Origin of the sequence: Cupriavidus sp. YAF13 (assembly GCF_052113425.1) — a bacterium.
GTDB lineage: Bacteria > Pseudomonadota > Gammaproteobacteria > Burkholderiales > Burkholderiaceae > Cupriavidus.
Genome location: NZ_JBFRDD010000006.1, coordinates 66158 through 83408 on the forward strand (window position 1 = coordinate 66158; position 17251 = coordinate 83408).

Consider the following 17251-nt stretch of genomic DNA (forward strand, 5'->3'; position numbering starts at 1 on the left):
CGCCGATGCCACATTCCGACGATTTCCTCGCCGTGCATGATCCCGCTTCCGCCCGCCTGGTGCATGCGCCAGGCGATGGCGGCGGAACCTGGCGGGGCTTTGCCGCGGCGCTAGCCGTCGGCCTGGTCGTCCTGTGCTCGCTGACCTGGCTGGTTTCGATGCAGCGCGGCATCGACGGGCTGCAGCAAGCCACGGCCACCCGCGCCGATCGTTACGCGGCCACGCTGGAAAGCACGCTCGACCGCTACGAGTTCCTCCCCGCGCTGGTCTCGCTCCATCCCTTTGTCCATGACCTGCTGGCCGCGCCAGGCGATCCCGTGCGCGTGGCGGCGGCCAACCGCTACCTGTCCGAAGTCAACCGCCGCGCGCGGGCTTCGGCCACCTATGTCATTGCCGCCAACGGCCTCGCGCTGGCCGCCAGCAACCATGACGAGCCGGGCAGCTTTGTCGGCACCGACTACCGCTTCCGCCCTTACTTCCAGAGCGCATCGCGCGGGGAGATCGGGCGCTTCTACGCCATCGGCATCACCAGCGATGAGCCCGGCTACTACATTGCGCAGCCCGTGAAGGTGGGGGGGCGCGTGGTGGGCGTGACCGTGGTCAAGCTCAACCTGGAGTGGTTCCAGCGCGCTGGCGCCGGCGGCGCCGAGCCGGTGATGGTTAGCGACGAGCATGGCGTGATCTTCCTTTCCTCGGTGCCGGCCTGGCAGTACCGCACCTTGCAGCCGCTGCCAAGCGAGCTGCAGACCGAGCTGGACCGCACGCGCCAGTACCATGACCAGGAGGTCAGGCCGCTGCCGCTGGAGGCGCTGCAGTCTCCCGTTACGCAATGGCTGGGCCGGACCGTGCTGGGCGAGGGCGCGCGGCTGGTGCGCATTGGTACCGGCAGCAACGCCGAGCGCTACCTCGAGATCAGCCGCAAGGTGGGCCCCGCCGACTGGACCATGCAGGTGATGGCCGCGCTGGACCCGGTGCTGGCCAGCGCGCGCAATGCCACCGTCGGGGCGGCGCTGGCCTATGCCTGCATGTGCCTGCTGCTGTTCAACTGGCGCCAGCGCCGGCAGCGCGCGCGCGATATCGAATACGGCAGGCGCCTGCTCGAAGCCGCCTACGATGAGCTGGAGCGCCGGGTGGAGGCGCGCACCGCCGACCTGATGGCCATCAACGAGCAGCTGGAAGCCGAGGTCGCGGAGCGCACCCGCGCCGAGAGCGAGCTGCGCGCGGCGCAGGATGAGCTGGTGCAGGCCAGCAAGCTGGCGGCGTTGGGCCAGATGGCAGCCGGCATCACGCATGAGCTGAACCAGCCGCTGGCGGCCCTGCGCACGTTTTCCGACAACACCCGCGTGCTGCTCGAGCGCGGGCAGCTCGATGCGGCCGCCGGCAACCTCGTCGCCATCGCCGACCTCACCACCCGCATGGGCAAGATCACCGGGCAGCTCAAGCTGTTCGCCGGCAAGGCGCGCCAGCGGCGGCACGCGGTGCATGTGCGCGCCGCGCTGGACCACGTGCTGGCGCTCATGGCCCCGCGCCTGGCCCATGTCGCGCTGAAGGTGGAGGGCTTGTCCCAGCCGCCCGGGCCGGCGGTGTGGGCCGATGAGCTCAAGCTCGAGCAGGTGCTGCTCAACCTGATCGGCAATGCCCTCGATGCGCTGGCCACCGCGGCGCCGCGCGCGCCCTGCGTGGAAGTGGCGGTGAGCGAGCACGGCGGCACGGTCAGCATCGCGGTGCGCGACAATGGCACCGGCATCGCCGCCGACGCCTTGCCACGATTGTTCGAACCCTTCTTCACCACCAAGGAGATCGGCCAGGGGCTCGGCCTGGGCCTGGCCATTTCGTCGTCCATCGTGCGCGAGTTCGGCGGGCAGTTGAGCGCGGCCGACCGGCCCGGCGGCGGCGCGGAATTCGTGGTGATGCTGCGGCGCGCGCCCGCGCCCGAAGGTGCCGCGCCCCGCGCCGCCACCACTTCCATCTCTCCCACCCATACTGAGTGAGCATTGCCATGCAAGACGGATTGCGTGTCCTGTTCGTCGAAGACGARCCCCTGGTGCGCCAGGCCACCGCGCAGAGCCTGGAGCTGGCTGGCTTCTCCGTGCTGGCGCTGCCCTCGGCCGAGGCCGCCATGCCGCACCTGTCGCCGGAGTTTCCCGGCGTGCTGGTGACGGACGTGCGCCTCACCGGCGCCAGCGGGCTGGACCTGCTGCAGCACTGCCGCAACGCGGCGCCGGGCGTGCCGGTGATCCTGGTCACCGGCCACGGCGATATCACCATGGCGGTACAGGCCATGCGCGAAGGCGCCTACGATTTCATCGAGAAGCCCTTTGGCGCCGACCGCCTGACTGAGACCGTGCGCCGCGCGCTGGAGCGGCGCGCGCTGGAGCTGGAGAACCGCGCGCTGCGGCGCGAGCTGGCCGGCCCGGCCGCGGGCACGCGCATCATCGGGCGCTCGCCGGCCATCGAGCAGGTGCGCACGCTGGTGGCCAACGTGGCCGCCACGGATGTCCCCGTGATGATCAACGGCGAGACCGGTACCGGCAAGGAGCTGGTGGCGCGCAGCCTGCATGCTTTGTCGCCGCGCCACCAAGCGCCCTTCGTCGCGCTGAACTGCGGCGCAGTGCCCGAGGCCATCTTCGAGAGCGAGATGTTCGGCCACGAGGCCGGCGCGTTTACCGGCGCCGGCAAGCGCCGCGTGGGCAAGCTCGAGCACGCCTCGGGCGGCACGCTGTTCCTCGACGAGATCGAGAGCATGCCGCTAGCGCTGCAGGTCAAGCTGCTGCGGGTGCTGCAGGAGGGCACGCTGGAGCGGCTCGGCTCCAATGCCTCCATCGCCATCGACGTGCGCATCGTGGCCGCGGCCAAGGGCGATATGGAGACGCTGGTGGCGCAAGGCACGTTCCGCGAGGATTTGTACTACCGGCTCAACGTGGTCACCATCCCGTTGCCCCCGCTGCGCGAGCGGCGCGAGGACATCGTTGCGCTGTTCGAGCATTTCATGCTGGTGGCGGCGGTGCGCTACCAGCGCCCCGTGCCCATCCTCTCCGAGCTGCAGCGCCAGGCGCTGATGCAGCGCGCGTGGCCCGGCAACGTGCGCGAGCTGCGCAACGCCGCCGACCGCCTGGTGCTGGGCGTGCCCGAGGGCGGCACGCGCGCCGATGCGCTCGACGACTCCACGCCGCTCAAGGAGCGCATGGAGCACTACGAGCGCGCCGTCATTGCCGATACGCTGGCGCGCACCGGCGGCGCGGTCAGCCAGGCGGCGGATCTGCTGCAGGTGGGCAAGGCCACGCTGTACGACAAGATCAAGCGCTACGGGCTGTAGCGCTTCGGGCGCTTCGGGCGTTTCCGGGCTAACCGGGCCAACCGGGCGCTGTGCGCTGCGAGTCGACATCTCTTGATACACTCGCGGGCCCGAACAGCTCACCCGGAACACGCAATGAACGAGGTATCCAGCCAGCACGCATCCAGCCGCCTGGGCGGCACGGCCGTCGAGGTCGATGGCCAGCAACTCACCGCCGCGGCGCTGGCGCAGGTGGCGCAAGGCCGTCGCCAGGCCAGCCTGGACCAGGCCGCGCGTGCCCATGTGGCGGATGCGCGTGCGCGTTTCGAGGAACTTGCCTCGTCCAATATCCCCATCTACGGCGTTTCCACCGGCTTTGGCGAGCTGGTCCATAACTGGGTGGATATCGAGCATGCCGGCGCCCTGCAGGAAAACCTGTTGCGCAGCCACTGCGCCGGCGTGGGCCCGCTGTTCGGGCGCGAAGAGGTGCGCGCGATGATGGTCGCGCGCGCCAATGCGCTGGCGCGGGGCTATTCGGCGGTACGCCCGCTGGTGATCGAGCAATTGCTGCGTTATGTCGAGGCGGGCATCACGCCCGCCGTGCCGCAGGTGGGCTCGCTCGGCGCCAGCGGGGACCTCGCGCCGCTCTCGCATATCGCCATCACACTGATTGGCGAAGGCAAGCTGCTGCTGGCCGACGGCACCACCGCGCCCACCGCGCAGGTATTGCGCGAGCATGGCATCGAGCCGATCAAGCTGTCCCACAAGGAAGGGCTGGCGCTGATCAACGGCACCTCGGCCATGACCGGCATGGCATGCCTGCTGCTGGAAACCATGCGCGCCCAGGTGACGCAGGCCGAGATCATCGCGGCGCTGGCGCTGGAAGGGCTGAACGCCTCGGCCGACGCCTTCATGACCCACGGCCACGATATTGCCAAGCCGCATCCGGGCCAGGTGCAATCGGCGGCCAACCTGCGCGCGCTGCTGGCGGGTTCCACGCGCCTCTCAGGGCATGGCCAGCTGGCGGGGGAAATGAAGACCCGCGCGGGCGACGAGAAGAACACCGGCACCGGCGTGTTTATCCAAAAGGCCTACACGCTGCGCTGCATTCCGCAGGTGCTGGGCGCGGTGCGCGACACGCTGGGCCACTGCGCCACCGTGGTCGAGCGCGAGCTGAATTCGTCCAACGACAATCCACTGTTCTTCGACGACGGCGAGCTGTTCCACGGCGGCAATTTCCACGGCCAGCAAGTCGCGTTCGCCATGGACTTCCTCGCCATCGCGGCCACGCAGCTTGGCGTGGTGTCGGAGCGCCGCCTCAACCGCCTGCTCAGCCCGCACCTGAATAACGGCTTGCCGGCTTTCCTGGCGGCCGCCAACGAGGGCCTGAGCTGCGGGTTTGCCGGCGCCCAGTATCCGGCCACCGCGCTGATCGCCGAGAACCGCACCATCTGCAGCCCGGCCAGCATCCAGAGCGTGCCGTCCAACGGCGACAACCAGGACGTGGTGAGCATGGGCCTGATCGGCGCGCGCAATGCACGCCGCATCATCGACAACAACCAGTACATCCTCGCCGTGGAACTGCTCGCAGCCTGCCAGGCCGCCGAGCTGGCAGGCGCGGTGGAGAGCCTGTCGCCGGCGGGCCGCGCGGTCTTTGCCTTTGTGCGCGAGCGCGTGCCGTTCCTGGCGATGGATCGCTACATGACCGACGACATCGAAGCCATTGCCGCGCAACTGCGCGCCGGCGCGCTGGTGGAGGTGGTGCGCGCGGCAGGCGCGGCGGTCAACTGACACGCGCCCTGGCCGCGCAGCCTCATTTCCACATATCGCGCATGCGGCCGGCCAGGTCCAGCCTGGGCAGCGGCGCCTTGGCCGGCGCATCCGCCACCGGCGGGGGCGGCGGCCAGGACCGGCTGTGGAACAGCGGCATCACGCGGTTGGGCAGAAAGCGCGTGCGCGAGGCGTAGACATGGCGGTCGCCATAGGCGGTCTGCTGGTGCACATAGAAACGCTGCGGCACCACGATGTCGAGGTGGTCGCGGGCGCGGGTCATGGCTACGTATAGCAGCCGGCGCTCTTCCTCGATTTCCTCGGTGGTGCCGGTGGCCAGGTCCGACGGCATGCAGCCGTCGACGGCATTGAGCACATAGACGGCCTTCCATTCCTGGCCCTTGGCCGAGTGGATGGTGGACAGGATCAGGTAATCCTCGTCGCGCAGCGGCACGCCGGATTCGTCGCTCGATGCGTCCGGCGGGTCGAGCGTGAGTTCCGTCAGGAAGCGCTCGCGCGACGCGTAGGTGGCGGCGATGCGCTCCAGTTGCTGCAGGTCAGCCGCGCGTGCGGGAGCGTCGTCGTGCAGGCGCTCAAGGTGCGGCTGGTACCACGCCACCACCTGCTCGAAGGCGGAGGGCCACGGCGCGGCCGGGGCCATCAGGCTGCGCGCCAGCGCCAGCAGGTCGGGCCAGGCCTCGGCGGCGGCTGGCGGCGCCTCAAAGGACTCCAGGGCAAATAGCGGCTCGGTGGCGATTTCCACGGCATCGAGCACACGAGCAGCAGTCTTGGGCCCCACGCCAGGCAGCAGCTGCAGGCTGCGGAAGCCCGCCATGCGGTCGCGCGGATTTTCCAGCCAGCGCACCACCGCCAGCACATCCTTCACGTGCGTGGATTCCAGGAACTTCAAGCCGCCGAACTTCACGAACGGGATGTTGCGCCGGACCAGCTCGATCTCCAGCTGCGCGCTGTGGTCGGCGGCGCGGAACAGCACCGCCTGCGACAGCAGCGCCAGCCCGGCCTCGCGCCGCGCCAGGATCTGCTCGACCACATAGCGGGCCTGGTCCGCCTCGTCGTTGACCACCACGATCTCCGGCTTCTCGGCCGAGCCGCGCTCCGACCACAGGTCCTTGGTATAGCGCTCGGCCGCCAGCCCGATCACCGCGTTGGCGGCAGCCAGGATGGGCTGGGTGGAGCGGTAGTTCTGCGACAGCGTGACCATGTCCGCGGCCGGCGTGAACTGCGCGGGGAAATCGAGGATGTTGCGCACCGTGGCGCCACGGAAGGCGTAGATCGACTGTGCATCGTCGCCCACCACCGTCAGGCCGCGCCCGTCGGGCTTGAGCGCGAGCAGGATGGCAGCCTGCAGCGCATTGGTGTCCTGGTATTCGTCCACCAGCACGTGGTCGAAGCGCGCGCCCATGTCCTGCGCCAGCGCGGGCTCGGCCAGTGCCTGCGCCCAGTAGAGCAGCAGGTCGTCGTAGTCGAGCACCTGCTGCTTCTGCTTGGCTTGCACATAGCCGGCAAATAGTCCGCGCAGCGCATCCGTCCACATGGCATAGCGCGGGAACCATTGCTTGAGCACGTCTTCGAGCGGCGCCTGGGTGTTGACCACGCGCGAGTAGATCGACAGGCAGGTTTCCTTGCGGGGGAACCGCGAAGCCTGGGCCGACAGGCCCAGGTCGTGCCGCACCACGTTCATCAGGTCGGCGGCGTCGCCGCGATCGCAGATGGTGAAGCTGGGCGACAGGCCAAGCGTTTCCGCGTACTCGCGCAGCAGGCGTGCGCCGATGGCGTGGAAGGTGCCTGACCATGTGAGTGCCGCGCGCCCCGCCCCGGAGGCTTGCATGCCCAGCGCCTGGTCGACGATGCGCTCGACCCGCCGCCCCATCTCCGACGCCGCGCGGCGCGAGAAAGTCAGCAGCAGGATGCGGCGCGGGTCTGCGCCGCCCAGCACCAGATGGGCGACGCGGTGGGCCAGCGTGTTGGTCTTGCCCGAGCCGGCACCGGCGATGATCAGCAGCGGCGCGGCTGACTCATGCATCACGGCCGCGCGCTGTTCCGGGTTCAGGGTGGACAGGTAGGCCGGCGTGTCGGGGGCGCAGGCATCCACGGTATCGGGCTGCTTGACGGCGGGTGCGTCGCAAAGCACGGCGCTGGGATCGGGATCGAGTAACACGGAGCGGGGGCCTTAGGGGATGCCGGGCGCAAGTGCGCTCGCCAGCATGGGCGGGGAAAGCTGCTGGCAACTGTATATCCATACAGCCGGGCTGCGCAAGCCGGGCATTGCCCGACCGCGCCCTGGCAATAAAAAAGGTGCCATGGAAGGCACCTTTCTGGGCGGAGGCGGTGAGCCAGGCGGTGGCTCAGGCTGCCTTGGCGAGCGCGCCGTCGAGCAGCTTGTGCAGCGCGTCCCACTCGGGCTCGCCCACATAGCGCTTGAGGATGCGGCCGTCCTTGTCGATCACGAAGGTGGTCGGGGTCAGCTGCACTTCGCCGAATGCCTTGGCGGCCGCGCCGTCGGAATCCATCGCCACCTTGAACGGCAGCTTGCGCGTTTGCGCATAGTTCATCACGTACATGGGCGGGTCATAGCTCATTGCCACGGCGACGAACTCCAGGCCCTTGCCCTTGAACTTGTCATAGGTGCGGACCATGTCCGGCATTTCCTTGACGCAGGTGACGCAGCTGGTGGCCCAGAAGTTGACCAGGTAGACCTTGCCCTTGAGATCGGCGGTGCTGATCTTCTCGCCCGACAGCAGCGTGAACGTGGCGGGCGGCGCCGCATTGGCGGGGGCGACGGCGCGATAGCCGAACCAGCCCAGCACGGCAACCAGCAGCACGGCGGCGATCACAGGCCACCGCTTGCGCGAGGCGGTGCTTGCCGGGGTGGGTGCGGTGGGGGAAGCGGAGGTCGTCATGATGCTCGCCGACAGGTCAGACAAGCCACTATTCTACTGCCGCTGCCGAGGCGCTGCCGGCTGCATTCACCGAGCCGCCGCGGATGCGACGATTGGCCGCAGCCGGGTGCGCCATCGTGCGCCTCAATGCGCCTTGCTTGCCAAGGCCGAGCGGGCCTGGTCCAGCGCCTGCTCAAGGTAGGCGCCATAGAAATCGGGCTGCATGCCACGCAGCGGCGTGGCCAGCGAGCGGCCGCGCGCGTCGAGGAAGAGCACCGTGGGCGCTACCGCCACATTGCGGCTGCGCGCCCATTCGCGTGCGGTGGTCATGCTGCCATCGGCGTTGCGCAGGGGCGTGTCGGCGGTCATGTCGAGCTCGCGCGCCTCGATTTCGCCCGCCGCGGCTTGCGGGCCGAGATAGTTGCGGCGCACCGTTTCGCAGTACACGCAGCCGGGCAGTGTTACCAGCACCACCAGGGGCTCGCCCCGGCTGGCCGCAGCGGCGGCCTGGGTGGCGAGATCGTTGGCGGGGGGCAGGTGGGCCGTGGCGGCCAGGGCGCTCGTGCCTGCCGCGACCAGCATGGCGCCGAGCATCGCCATGCCAGCACGGCGCGCGGTGCCAAAAACACCCCGGGGGGATGGCGGCATTGGCCGGATCGATGGCTGGGTTTGCATTGGCGGGCAATGTGAATGAGCGCTGGCACGCGGGTTCCACGATAATAGCGGCTTATCTCCGCATTCGCCGCCCTGATGCCCCACGCCTGGTTTCCACGGTTTTTCCGCTTGCCGCAGTCCCCGCTTGCCAAAGCCATCGTCCTGGGCGCGCTCGGCGCCGGGCTGATCGCCTGTTCGCCCCGCTATGACTGGCGCACCATCCAGTCCAACGAAGGCGCCTACGCGGCGCTTTATCCCGGCAAGCCATCCGGCGCTGCGCGCGAGGTGGCGATTGCCGGGCGCAAGCTGCCCATGACGATGGACGCGGCCCGGGTCGACGAGACCTTGTTCGCCGTGGGCGTGGTGACCTTGCCCGCCGATGACGCCGAGTTGCGGCAGGCGGCGCTGGATTCCATGCAGAAGGGCTTGCTCGGCAACCTCGGGCCGCATCCTGCCGACGCGGTCAAGACCCGCAAGGTGACGGTGATGTCGGCCGCATCGCCGGCCGTGGCGCTCGAGGGCGTGGAGCTGCAGGTGGCTGCGGTATCGCCGCAGGACCAGTCGCCACGCAGGCTGACCGCGCGGCTGGTGGCATCGGGCGTGCACGTCTACCAGGCGGTCGTGCTGGAGGCGGGAGAGGCCGCGCGCGACCAGCGCCAGGCGGAACAGATAGACCAGTTCCTGACGGGCTTCCATCCGTTCTGACCTGGGCGCTCCAAGCTTCAAGGCAGATTCAAGACAGTTTATTTTCAAGGAGTAACGCAATGCGTTGGGATGTTTGGCTGGCCTATTTCGCGGCCTGTTGGGTGATTGCCGTGTCGCCGGGTTCCGGCGCGGTGCTGTCGATGAGCCATGGCCTGTCCTATGGGCTGCGCAAGACCACCACCACGATTTTTGGCTTGCAGACCGGGCTGGTCATCATCCTGCTGGTGGCCGGCGGTGGCCTGGGCGCGCTGCTGGTGGCCTCCGAGCACGCCTTTGCCGTGGTCAAGACGATTGGTGCGCTTTACCTGATCTACATCGGCGTGCAGCAATGGCGTGCGCGGGTGGACAGCAGCCAGGACGATGCCGCGCAGGGCGCGCAAGCGCCGCGCGTGGCCGCGCTGAGTCCGCGCCGGCGTTTTGCCACGGGCTTGCTGACCAATGTGACCAACCCCAAGGGCATCATCTTCATGGTCGCGGTATTGCCGCAGTTCATCGATCCCGCCCATGCGCTTGGGCCCCAGCTTGCCATCCTGGCCGCGACCATGTGCGGCGTGGACCTGGTGGTGATGCACGGCTACGCGCTGCTGGCCTCGCGCATGCGCGGCCTGTTCCGCAACGCGCGCGCGGTGCGCTGGCAGAACCGGATCTTCGGCAGCGTGCTGGTGGCCGTGGGCGCGGCGTTGTTCTTCGTCAGGCGCCATCCGGCGTGAAGACTCAGGGCCGGCTCCGCGCCGGTCCGATCCGTCCTGATCCATCCATATACCTATCTATCGCTGGCTTCCCACGAGTGCGTTTGCTTCAATAAGGTAAGAAGGTAAGACGAAGACGACCCAAGCGGAGGTAAGCAATGCGAAGCTCTTCCCCCCAGCAGGCTCCATTGCATGCGCGGCCGGTCCACACCGTGCCGCCGGCCGAGGATCCGCTGCCCCCGGGCGTGCCGCCCGACCTTCCTCCGATCGAAGAGCCACCGCCGCCATCGGAGCCGCCTGTGGCCGCGCCGCCGCGCCGGGCGTGAATGGCTACGGTGTGCGCAAGGCGCGCCGGTACTGGATAGCCTCGCCCACATGGCTGGGCTGCAATTGCTCGGCGCCCGCCAGGTCGGCAATGGTGCGGGCGATCTTCAATACGCGGAAATAGGCGCGCGCCGACCAGGCCAGCTTGGCCATGGCGCCGCGCAGCAATGCCTGCGCCTCGGGCGCGAGCGGGCAATGTTCGTCGATCTCGCGACCGGACAGGGCGGCGTTGGGCTTGCCCTGGCGGGCCTGCTGCACGGCCCGGGCGGCCAGCACGCGCTGGCGCACGTCGGCGCTGGGCTCTCCGGGCGGGCCGTCGAGCATTTCCTGATGATCCTGCGCCGGCACTTCCACCTGTAGGTCGATCCGGTCGAGCAACGGTCCCGACAGCCTGGACTGGTAGCGCAGCACCTGGTCAGGCGTGCAACGGCAAGGACGGGAAGGGTGTCCCTGATAGCCGCAAGGACAGGGGTTCATCGCGGCAATGAACTGGAAGCGCGCCGGGAAGTCGGCCTGCCGCATGGCGCGCGAGATGGTGACGCGGCCCGATTCCAGGGGTTCGCGCAGGACTTCCAGCACCTTGCGGTCAAATTCAGGCAACTCGTCCAGGAACAACACACCTTGGTGGGCCAGCGAGATTTCGCCCGGCCGGGGATTGCTGCCGCCGCCCACCAGCGCCGCTGCCGACGCAGTGTGATGCGGCGAGCGGTAGGGCCGCTCACGCCAGCGGGCGGGATGGAAGCCGGCGGCGGTCAGGCTCTGCACCGCGGCGGATTCCAGCGCTTCGTCCAGGGTCATGGGGGGCAGCAGGCTGGCAAAGCGCTGCGCCAGCATGGACTTGCCGGTGCCGGGCGGACCGACCAGCAGTGCCGAATGCTGGCCCGCCGCCGCGATCTCCATGGCGCGGCGCGCTTGCGTCTGGCCCCGCACGTCACGCATGTCCGGGCCGGCCGGGTCGCCTCCGGCGATCTCGACCAGCGGCTCCGCACGCGCCAGGCGGTCCGCCGGCAGGGGGCCAAGGTGAGCGCAGACTTCCAGCAGGGAGTGCGCCGCATATACCGTGACGCCGTCGATCAGGGCCGCCTCGGGCGCGTTTGCCGCCGCGACCACGAAGCTGCGCGCCGGGCCTTCGCCAGCGGCTTGCCGTGCCGCGTTGTCGCGCCCCAGGCCCATGGCCATGGCCAGTGCCCCGCGCACCGGGCGCAATTCGCCGGACAGCGACAGCTCGCCGGCGAACTCGCTGGCATCCAGGCCATCCAGCGGGACTTGCCCGCTTGCGGCCAGGATGCCGAGCGCGATCGGCAGGTCGAAGCGCCCGCTTTCCTTGGGCAGGTCGGCCGGCGCCAGATTCACCGTAATGCGCCGGCTGGGAAATTCCAGCCGGCTGTTGAGGATCGCCGCGCGCACCCGCTCGCGGCTCTCGCGCACTTCGGTATCGGCCAGCCCGACGATATTGAAGGCGGGCAGGCCGTTGGCCAGGTGCACCTCGACCGACACCAGCGGTGCCTCGAGTCCGGTCAGCGCCCGGCTACGCAGGAGGGCGAGGCTCATCTCACTCCAAAAAGCATCAAGGAAGTGTTAACGAAAATGGCCGCCGGAGTACGGCGGCCATTCTGGCGGTCGAGGGCTGCGCCCGGGTCATCGGCCCCCCGGGGCAAACACGGGACCCGGCAACGGTTTCAACCCGAAACAGGCGCGTCGGAGCCACCTGCCGAGCGGCTTTCCAGCGCCTGCACACGGGCTTCCAGTTCCTCCAGGCGCGCGCGGGTGCGCGCYAGCACCTGGGACTGGACGTCGAATTCCTCGCGGGTGACCAGGTCGAGCTTGGAAAACCCCTGCGTCATCATGCTGCGGACGTTTTTTTCGATGTCCTTGGCCGGCGAATTGCGCAGGGCTTCGCTGATCTTGGCCTGGAAATCGTTGAAGAGATCGGTGGGTTTCATACTGGTTCTCCTGTTGCACCGCCTTGGTGCGGATAACTGGGTGGGCGGGATTCGGCATGCTGCATCGCGGTGCACCGAAACGGGGTGTGGGCAAACGCGGTGCGTGCACGGCACTTGCCGCCGGCATGGGCCGATTATCGCGCTTCAAGCGTCCCCGGGAAAGCGCCAGCGCGGGCTGGTAACACCTTTTAACGTCAGTCAGTTCGCTGGGAGGCAGTCGGCCTGGTCCAATTCGATGTCTTTTTGCGCACAAAATGACGCTCTCACGCCACGGTTCCTTCCTGGCACGGCAGTTGCAGTAATGGTGACAGGAGCCTCGTTCTACAAACTACTTTCAAACACACGAGTACCGAGCCAGAGGAAAAGGAGAACACACCCATGAAGAAGTTGGCCCTTGCAGTCAGCGCCAGTGCAGTTGTGCTTTGCGGGCTCGCCCCCGCCGCCTTCGCCCAAAGCAATGCGCAGGAGGGCGGTGCACCTACCGACGCCGCCGCCGCCGCCGCCGCCGAGGCTTCGCCGCACACCTTCACCGCCAACGTGACCTTGGCCAGTGAGTATCGCTATCGCGGCTTGATGCAGACCAACCGCCGCCCGGCGATCCAGGGCGGGTTCGACTACTCGCATTCGAGCGGCTTCTATGTGGGTAACTGGAACTCGAGCATCAGCTGGCTCGGCGACAGCAATTCGAAAGTCTCGGCACCGATCGAGATGGACTTCTACGGCGGCTTCAAGAACACGGTGACGCTGGCCGGCCTCGAGTGGAACTATGACGCAGGCGTGCTGCAGTACTACTACCCGGGCGATTACCCGAACGGCTTCACCCGCCCGTACACCACGGAACTGTATGTCGGCGCTGGCGCTGGCCCGGTGTTCTTCAAGTACTCGCAGGCGCTGACCAACCTGTTCGGCTTCGCTGACAGCAAGTACAGCTACTACGCCGACCTGTCGGCCAATGTGCCGCTGAACTTCTGGGACCTGACGCTCAATGCCCACGTCGGCTACCAGAACGTGAAGCACGTGAACAGTGCCTCCTACACCGACTGGAAGCTCGGGCTGACCAAGGACCTGGGCAAGGGCTTCGCACTGGCGATCGCTTATATCGACACCAATGCGCACAAATCGGCCTATACCAATGTACCGGGCCGCTACGTCGGCAAGGCCACAGCCTGGGCTTCGATCACCAAGACTTTCTAAACACGCATCAGGTTGAGCGGACGCCGGACGCGAGGCCGGGCCGTCCCGCTCAGAGGAGAAATCGGATGAAACTGATCATCGCCGTCATCAAGCCGTTCAAGCTCGACGAGGTGCGCGAAGCGCTCTCGGACGTGGGCGTGTCCGGCATCACCGTGACTGAAGTCAAGGGCTTCGGCCGCCAGAAGGGCCATACCGAGCTGTACCGGGGCGCGGAGTACATCGTGGATTTCCTGCCCAAGGTGAAGATCGAAGTGGCCGTCCCGGACGACGTGGTCGACCGGGCCATCGAGGCGATCGAGAAATCGGCGCGCACCGGCAAGATTGGCGACGGCAAGATCTTTGTCGCACCGATCGAGCAGGTCATCCGCATCCGCACCGGCGAAACCGGCGGCGATGCGCTGTGACGCACAGCCCAACGACAAGAGGTTAATCACAATGAAATCCTGGTTCAAGCGCATCCTGACAACCGGCGCCATGGCGCTGGCCCTGGGCACGGCCGGCATCGGCCTGTCCACCCACGCCGTGGCGCAGGACAAGCCTGCGGCCGAAGCCTCCGCGCCGGCGGCCACCACCGCACCTGCAACTGCCGCGCCTGCAACTGCCTCCGCTCCCGCGGCAGCGGCAGCTGCGCCTGCGGAGACTGCCGCCCCTGCCGCAGCGCCCGCACCGGTGCCCAACAAGGGCGATACCGCCTGGCTGCTGGTTTCCACCGCCTTCGTGATCCTGATGACGCTGCCTGGCCTGGCGCTGTTCTACGGCGGCCTGGTCCGCTCGAAGAACATGCTGTCGGTGCTGATGCAGTGCCTGGTGATCTTCTCGCTGGTGTCGCTGCTGTGGGCCATCTACGGCTACAGCTTCGCCTTCACCGAGGGTAACGCCTTCTTTGGCGGCACCGACCGGCTCTTCATGAAGGGGCTCAATGTCGATGCCGTGGCTGCCACCTTCTCCAAGGGCGTGGTGGTGCCGGAACTGGCTTACTTCGCCTTCCAGTGCGCCTTCGCAGCCATTACCTGCGGCCTGATCATCGGCGCTTTCGCCGAACGCGCCAAGTTTTCGGCGGTGCTGGTCTTCGTGGTGCTGTGGTTCACCTTCTCGTACATCCCGATGGCCCACATGGTCTGGTTCTGGCCTGGTCCTGACCTGTACACCGACGCGGCAGCCGGCGCGGCAGCCACGGCCAAGGGCGGCTGGCTGTTCCAGAAGGGCGCGCTCGACTTCGCTGGCGGCACGGTGGTGCACATCAACGCAGCCGTGGCTGGCCTGGTGGGTGCCTTCATGTTCGGCAAGCGGATCGGCTTTGGCCGTGAGGCCCTGCGTCCGCACAGCCTGACCTTCACCATGGTGGGCGCCTCGCTGCTGTGGTTCGGCTGGTTCGGCTTCAACGCCGGCTCGGCGCTGGAAGCCAACGGCTCGGCCGCACTGGCCTTCGTCAACACCCTGCTGGCGACCTGCGCCGCCGTGCTGTCCTGGACCTTCGGCGAATGGATCAGCAAGGGCAAGCCCTCGATGCTGGGCGGCGCTTCGGGCGCTGTGGCTGGCCTGGTGGCCATCACCCCGGCGGCCGGCTTCGTCGGCCCGATGGGTTCGATCGTGATCGGCATCGCCGCCGGCCTGCTGTGCCTGTGGGGCGTAACCGGCCTGAAGAAGCTGCTGGGCATGGACGACTCGCTCGACGTCTTCGGCGTGCACGGCGTGGGCGGCATCCTGGGTGCGCTGCTGACCGGCGTGTTCGCCGCGCCGAGCCTCGGCGGCACGGGTGTCTATGACTACGTGGCCAACAAGGTCTCGGACGATTATTCGATCGTGGGCCAGGTGTGGATCCAGTTCGAAGGCGTGCTCACCACCATCGTGTGGTCGGGTGTGGTGGCTTTCGTCGCCTTCAAGCTGGTGGATATGCTGATCGGCCTGCGGGTGCCGGAAGAAGAAGAGCGCGAGGGCCTGGACATCACCTCGCACGGCGAGACCGCGTATGAAGCCTGATCGTAAAGGTGTTGTGCTGGAGAGCTGATTGGGAATCTTCTCTCAGGAGTTTCGCCCGGCCTTGTGCCGGGCTTTTTTCATTGCAGGCGTCCGCCGCGGGCGGCTGCCCAGGCGGGAAGCGGAGCCGGCGGCTTTTTCGTAAAGTGCTTAAATCCGATCTTAAAAAGCTTCAATTGTTTTTGAGGGGGGCCGCACATACAGTGCCAGTGAGGCAGTTTCCTCCACCTGCAGAACGCTCCCCGTATCTGTCAGGCCATTTGAAAGCGCGGCTCCTGCCGCGCTTTTTTTTGCCTCCCGGCCCGGCTGGCAGACCGCCCGGAAGTGCTTTGGATCCCTCTTCGGGCCTCCCCCTTTTATTCCGGGCCCCCATCCCCATATCCGTATCCCTTATCCCTTATGCCGGCGCTCGCATATGCTTATTCAGGCGGCGCCAGCAGCCAATTGGCCGTTCCTCTACAATCTGGGCGAACGATAAAGACGATCAATAGGATGTTTATGGTCCCGCATCTCATCACCGCGCTGAACGGTCCGCTGCTCGAGCTGGAAAAAAAGATCCTGGATGCGACGCCGTCCATCGAGCGCTGGTTCAGGCTGGAATGGCAGGAACATACGCCTCCGTTCTACTGTTCGGTCGACCTGCGCAACGCCGGYTTCAAGCTGGCCCCGGTCGATACCAACCTGTTCCCGGGCGGGTTCAACAACCTGGCGCCGGARATGCTGCCCCTGGCAGTCCAGGCGGCGATGGCGGCGATCGAGAAGATCTGCCCCGACGCCAAGAACCTGCTGCTGATCCCCGAGCGCCACACCCGCAACATGTTCTACCTGCAGAACGTGGCGCGGCTGTCGCTGATCATGCGCCAGGCCGGCCTCAACGTCCGCCTGGGCTCGCTGTCCGAAGACATCACCGAACCCACGCCGATCGAGCTTCCCGATGGCCAGACGCTGGTGGTGGAGCCGCTGGCCCGCCTCGGCGCGCGTGGCCGCCGCCTGGGCCTGAAGGACTTCGATCCCTGCTCGATCCTGCTCAACAACGATCTCTCCGCCGGCATTCCCCCGATCCTGGAGAACATCAACGAGCAATACCTGCTGCCGCCGCTGCACGCGGGCTGGTCCACGCGCCGCAAGTCGAGCCATTTCTCGGCCTACGACGAAGTCGCCAAGAAGTTCGCCAAGCTGATCGACGTGGATCCGTGGATGGTCAACCCGTACTTCGCCAAGTGCGGGGGCATCGATTTCCATGAGCGCATTGGCGAGGAGGCGCTGGCCGATTCGGTCGAAGGCGTGCTCAAGAAGATCGCCAAGAAATACCGCGAGTATGGCATCAAGGAAACGCCGTATGTCGTGGTCAAGGCCGATGCCGGCACTTATGGCATGGGCATCATGACCATCAAGGATCCGTCCGAGATCAAGGGGCTGAACCGCAAGGAACGCAACAAGATGAGTGTCGTCAAGGAAGGCCTTGAGGTCAACGACGTCATCATCCAGGAAGGCGTGCACACCTTCGAGAAGGTCAACGAGGCGGTGGCCGAGCCGGTGGTGTACATGATCGACCGCTATGTGGTCGGTGGCTTCTACCGCGTCCATACAGGTCGCGGCAACGACGAGAACCTGAATGCGCCGGGCGCGCATTTCGTGCCGCTGGCGTTCGCGCCCAACGGCATTCCGGACAGCCATGCCAAACCGGGCGCGGCCGTGCCGAACCGCTTCTATATGTATGGTGTGGTGGCGCGGCTGGCTTTGCTGGCGGCGTCGCTGGAACTCGAGAAGACCGACCCTAATCCGATTCTCTGAGACAAACGCTGCGACCGGGACGAGCCA

General features: G+C 67.3%; 14 protein-coding genes. 9 read left to right on the plus strand and 5 right to left on the minus strand.

Annotation, left to right across the window (positions count from 1 at the left end; genetic code table 11):
- The first annotated feature begins 5 nt into the window (after positions 1 to 5).
- The 3 genes from AB4061_RS07075 to cmdF all read left to right on the plus strand — a co-directional run bounded on the left by AB4061_RS07075 (position 6) and on the right by cmdF (position 5065).
- A complete protein-coding gene (locus AB4061_RS07075; RefSeq protein WP_441632229.1) occupies positions 6 to 1991 on the plus strand; it encodes a sensor histidine kinase in 1986 nt (661 codons plus the stop codon).
- Between the two features lie 8 nt (positions 1992 to 1999).
- Positions 2000 to 3316, plus strand: a complete 1317-nt coding sequence (locus AB4061_RS07080; RefSeq protein ID WP_043343292.1) for a sigma-54-dependent transcriptional regulator — start codon at positions 2000 to 2002, stop codon at positions 3314 to 3316.
- A 114-nt stretch (positions 3317 to 3430) separates the two neighbouring features.
- Positions 3431 to 5065, plus strand: a complete 1635-nt coding sequence (gene cmdF, locus AB4061_RS07085) for a tyrosine 2,3-aminomutase (RefSeq protein WP_441632231.1) — start codon at positions 3431 to 3433, stop codon at positions 5063 to 5065.
- 22 nt (positions 5066 to 5087) lie between these two features.
- Here cmdF and AB4061_RS07090 read toward each other — a convergent pair whose 3' ends face one another.
- The 3 genes from AB4061_RS07090 to AB4061_RS07100 form a co-directional block, all read right to left on the minus strand.
- Positions 5088 to 7088 carry an ATP-dependent helicase gene (locus AB4061_RS07090; RefSeq protein ID WP_441632400.1) on the minus strand — a complete coding sequence of 667 codons (2001 nt, stop codon included), beginning with the start codon at positions 7086 to 7088 and terminating at the stop codon, positions 5088 to 5090.
- 322 nt (positions 7089 to 7410) lie between these two features.
- On the minus strand, positions 7411 to 7965 hold the full coding sequence (locus tag AB4061_RS07095; RefSeq protein WP_441632233.1) for a TlpA disulfide reductase family protein: 555 nt from the start codon (positions 7963 to 7965) through the stop codon (positions 7411 to 7413).
- A 123-nt stretch (positions 7966 to 8088) separates the two neighbouring features.
- The gene (locus tag AB4061_RS07100) at positions 8089 to 8544 is read right to left on the minus strand and encodes a thioredoxin (protein ID WP_441632402.1); all 456 of its coding nucleotides are present in this window, start codon (positions 8542 to 8544) and stop codon (positions 8089 to 8091) included.
- 150 nt (positions 8545 to 8694) lie between these two features.
- Here AB4061_RS07100 and AB4061_RS07105 point away from each other — a divergent pair, with 150 nt between their 5' ends.
- Together AB4061_RS07105 and AB4061_RS07110 are read left to right on the plus strand one after the other, a co-directional pair.
- Positions 8695 to 9303 (plus strand): hypothetical protein, encoded by a 609-nt coding sequence (locus tag AB4061_RS07105; RefSeq protein ID WP_441632235.1) that lies wholly within the window; start codon positions 8695 to 8697, stop codon positions 9301 to 9303.
- 59 nt (positions 9304 to 9362) lie between these two features.
- Positions 9363 to 10013, plus strand: coding sequence for a LysE family transporter (locus AB4061_RS07110; RefSeq protein WP_441632236.1), 651 nt, complete (start codon positions 9363 to 9365; stop codon positions 10011 to 10013).
- 309 nt (positions 10014 to 10322) lie between these two features.
- On the opposite strand, the gene AB4061_RS07115 is transcribed toward AB4061_RS07110, so the two are convergent.
- Positions 10323 to 11867: a YifB family Mg chelatase-like AAA ATPase gene (locus tag AB4061_RS07115; RefSeq protein ID WP_441632238.1), complete on the minus strand. Its 1545-nt coding sequence runs from the start codon at positions 11865 to 11867 to the stop codon at positions 10323 to 10325.
- Positions 11868 to 11995: 128 nt separating this feature from the next.
- On the minus strand, positions 11996 to 12259 hold the full coding sequence (locus AB4061_RS07120; protein ID WP_441632240.1) for an accessory factor UbiK family protein: 264 nt from the start codon (positions 12257 to 12259) through the stop codon (positions 11996 to 11998).
- 378 nt (positions 12260 to 12637) lie between these two features.
- Here AB4061_RS07120 and AB4061_RS07125 point away from each other — a divergent pair, with 378 nt between their 5' ends.
- The 4 genes from AB4061_RS07125 (at position 12638) to gshA (ending at position 17224) form a co-directional block, all read left to right on the plus strand.
- Complete coding sequence (locus AB4061_RS07125) at positions 12638 to 13453, plus strand: TorF family putative porin (protein ID WP_441632242.1); 816 nt, start codon at positions 12638 to 12640, stop codon at positions 13451 to 13453.
- Between the two features lie 65 nt (positions 13454 to 13518).
- On the plus strand, positions 13519 to 13857 hold the full coding sequence (locus AB4061_RS07130; protein WP_006159494.1) for a P-II family nitrogen regulator: 339 nt from the start codon (positions 13519 to 13521) through the stop codon (positions 13855 to 13857).
- Between the two features lie 31 nt (positions 13858 to 13888).
- Positions 13889 to 15433 (plus strand): ammonium transporter, encoded by a 1545-nt coding sequence (locus AB4061_RS07135; RefSeq protein ID WP_441632245.1) that lies wholly within the window; start codon positions 13889 to 13891, stop codon positions 15431 to 15433.
- 495 nt (positions 15434 to 15928) lie between these two features.
- Positions 15929 to 17224, plus strand: coding sequence for a glutamate--cysteine ligase (gene gshA, locus AB4061_RS07140; RefSeq protein ID WP_174426580.1), 1296 nt, complete (start codon positions 15929 to 15931; stop codon positions 17222 to 17224).
- The last annotated feature ends 27 nt before the right edge of the window (positions 17225 to 17251 follow it).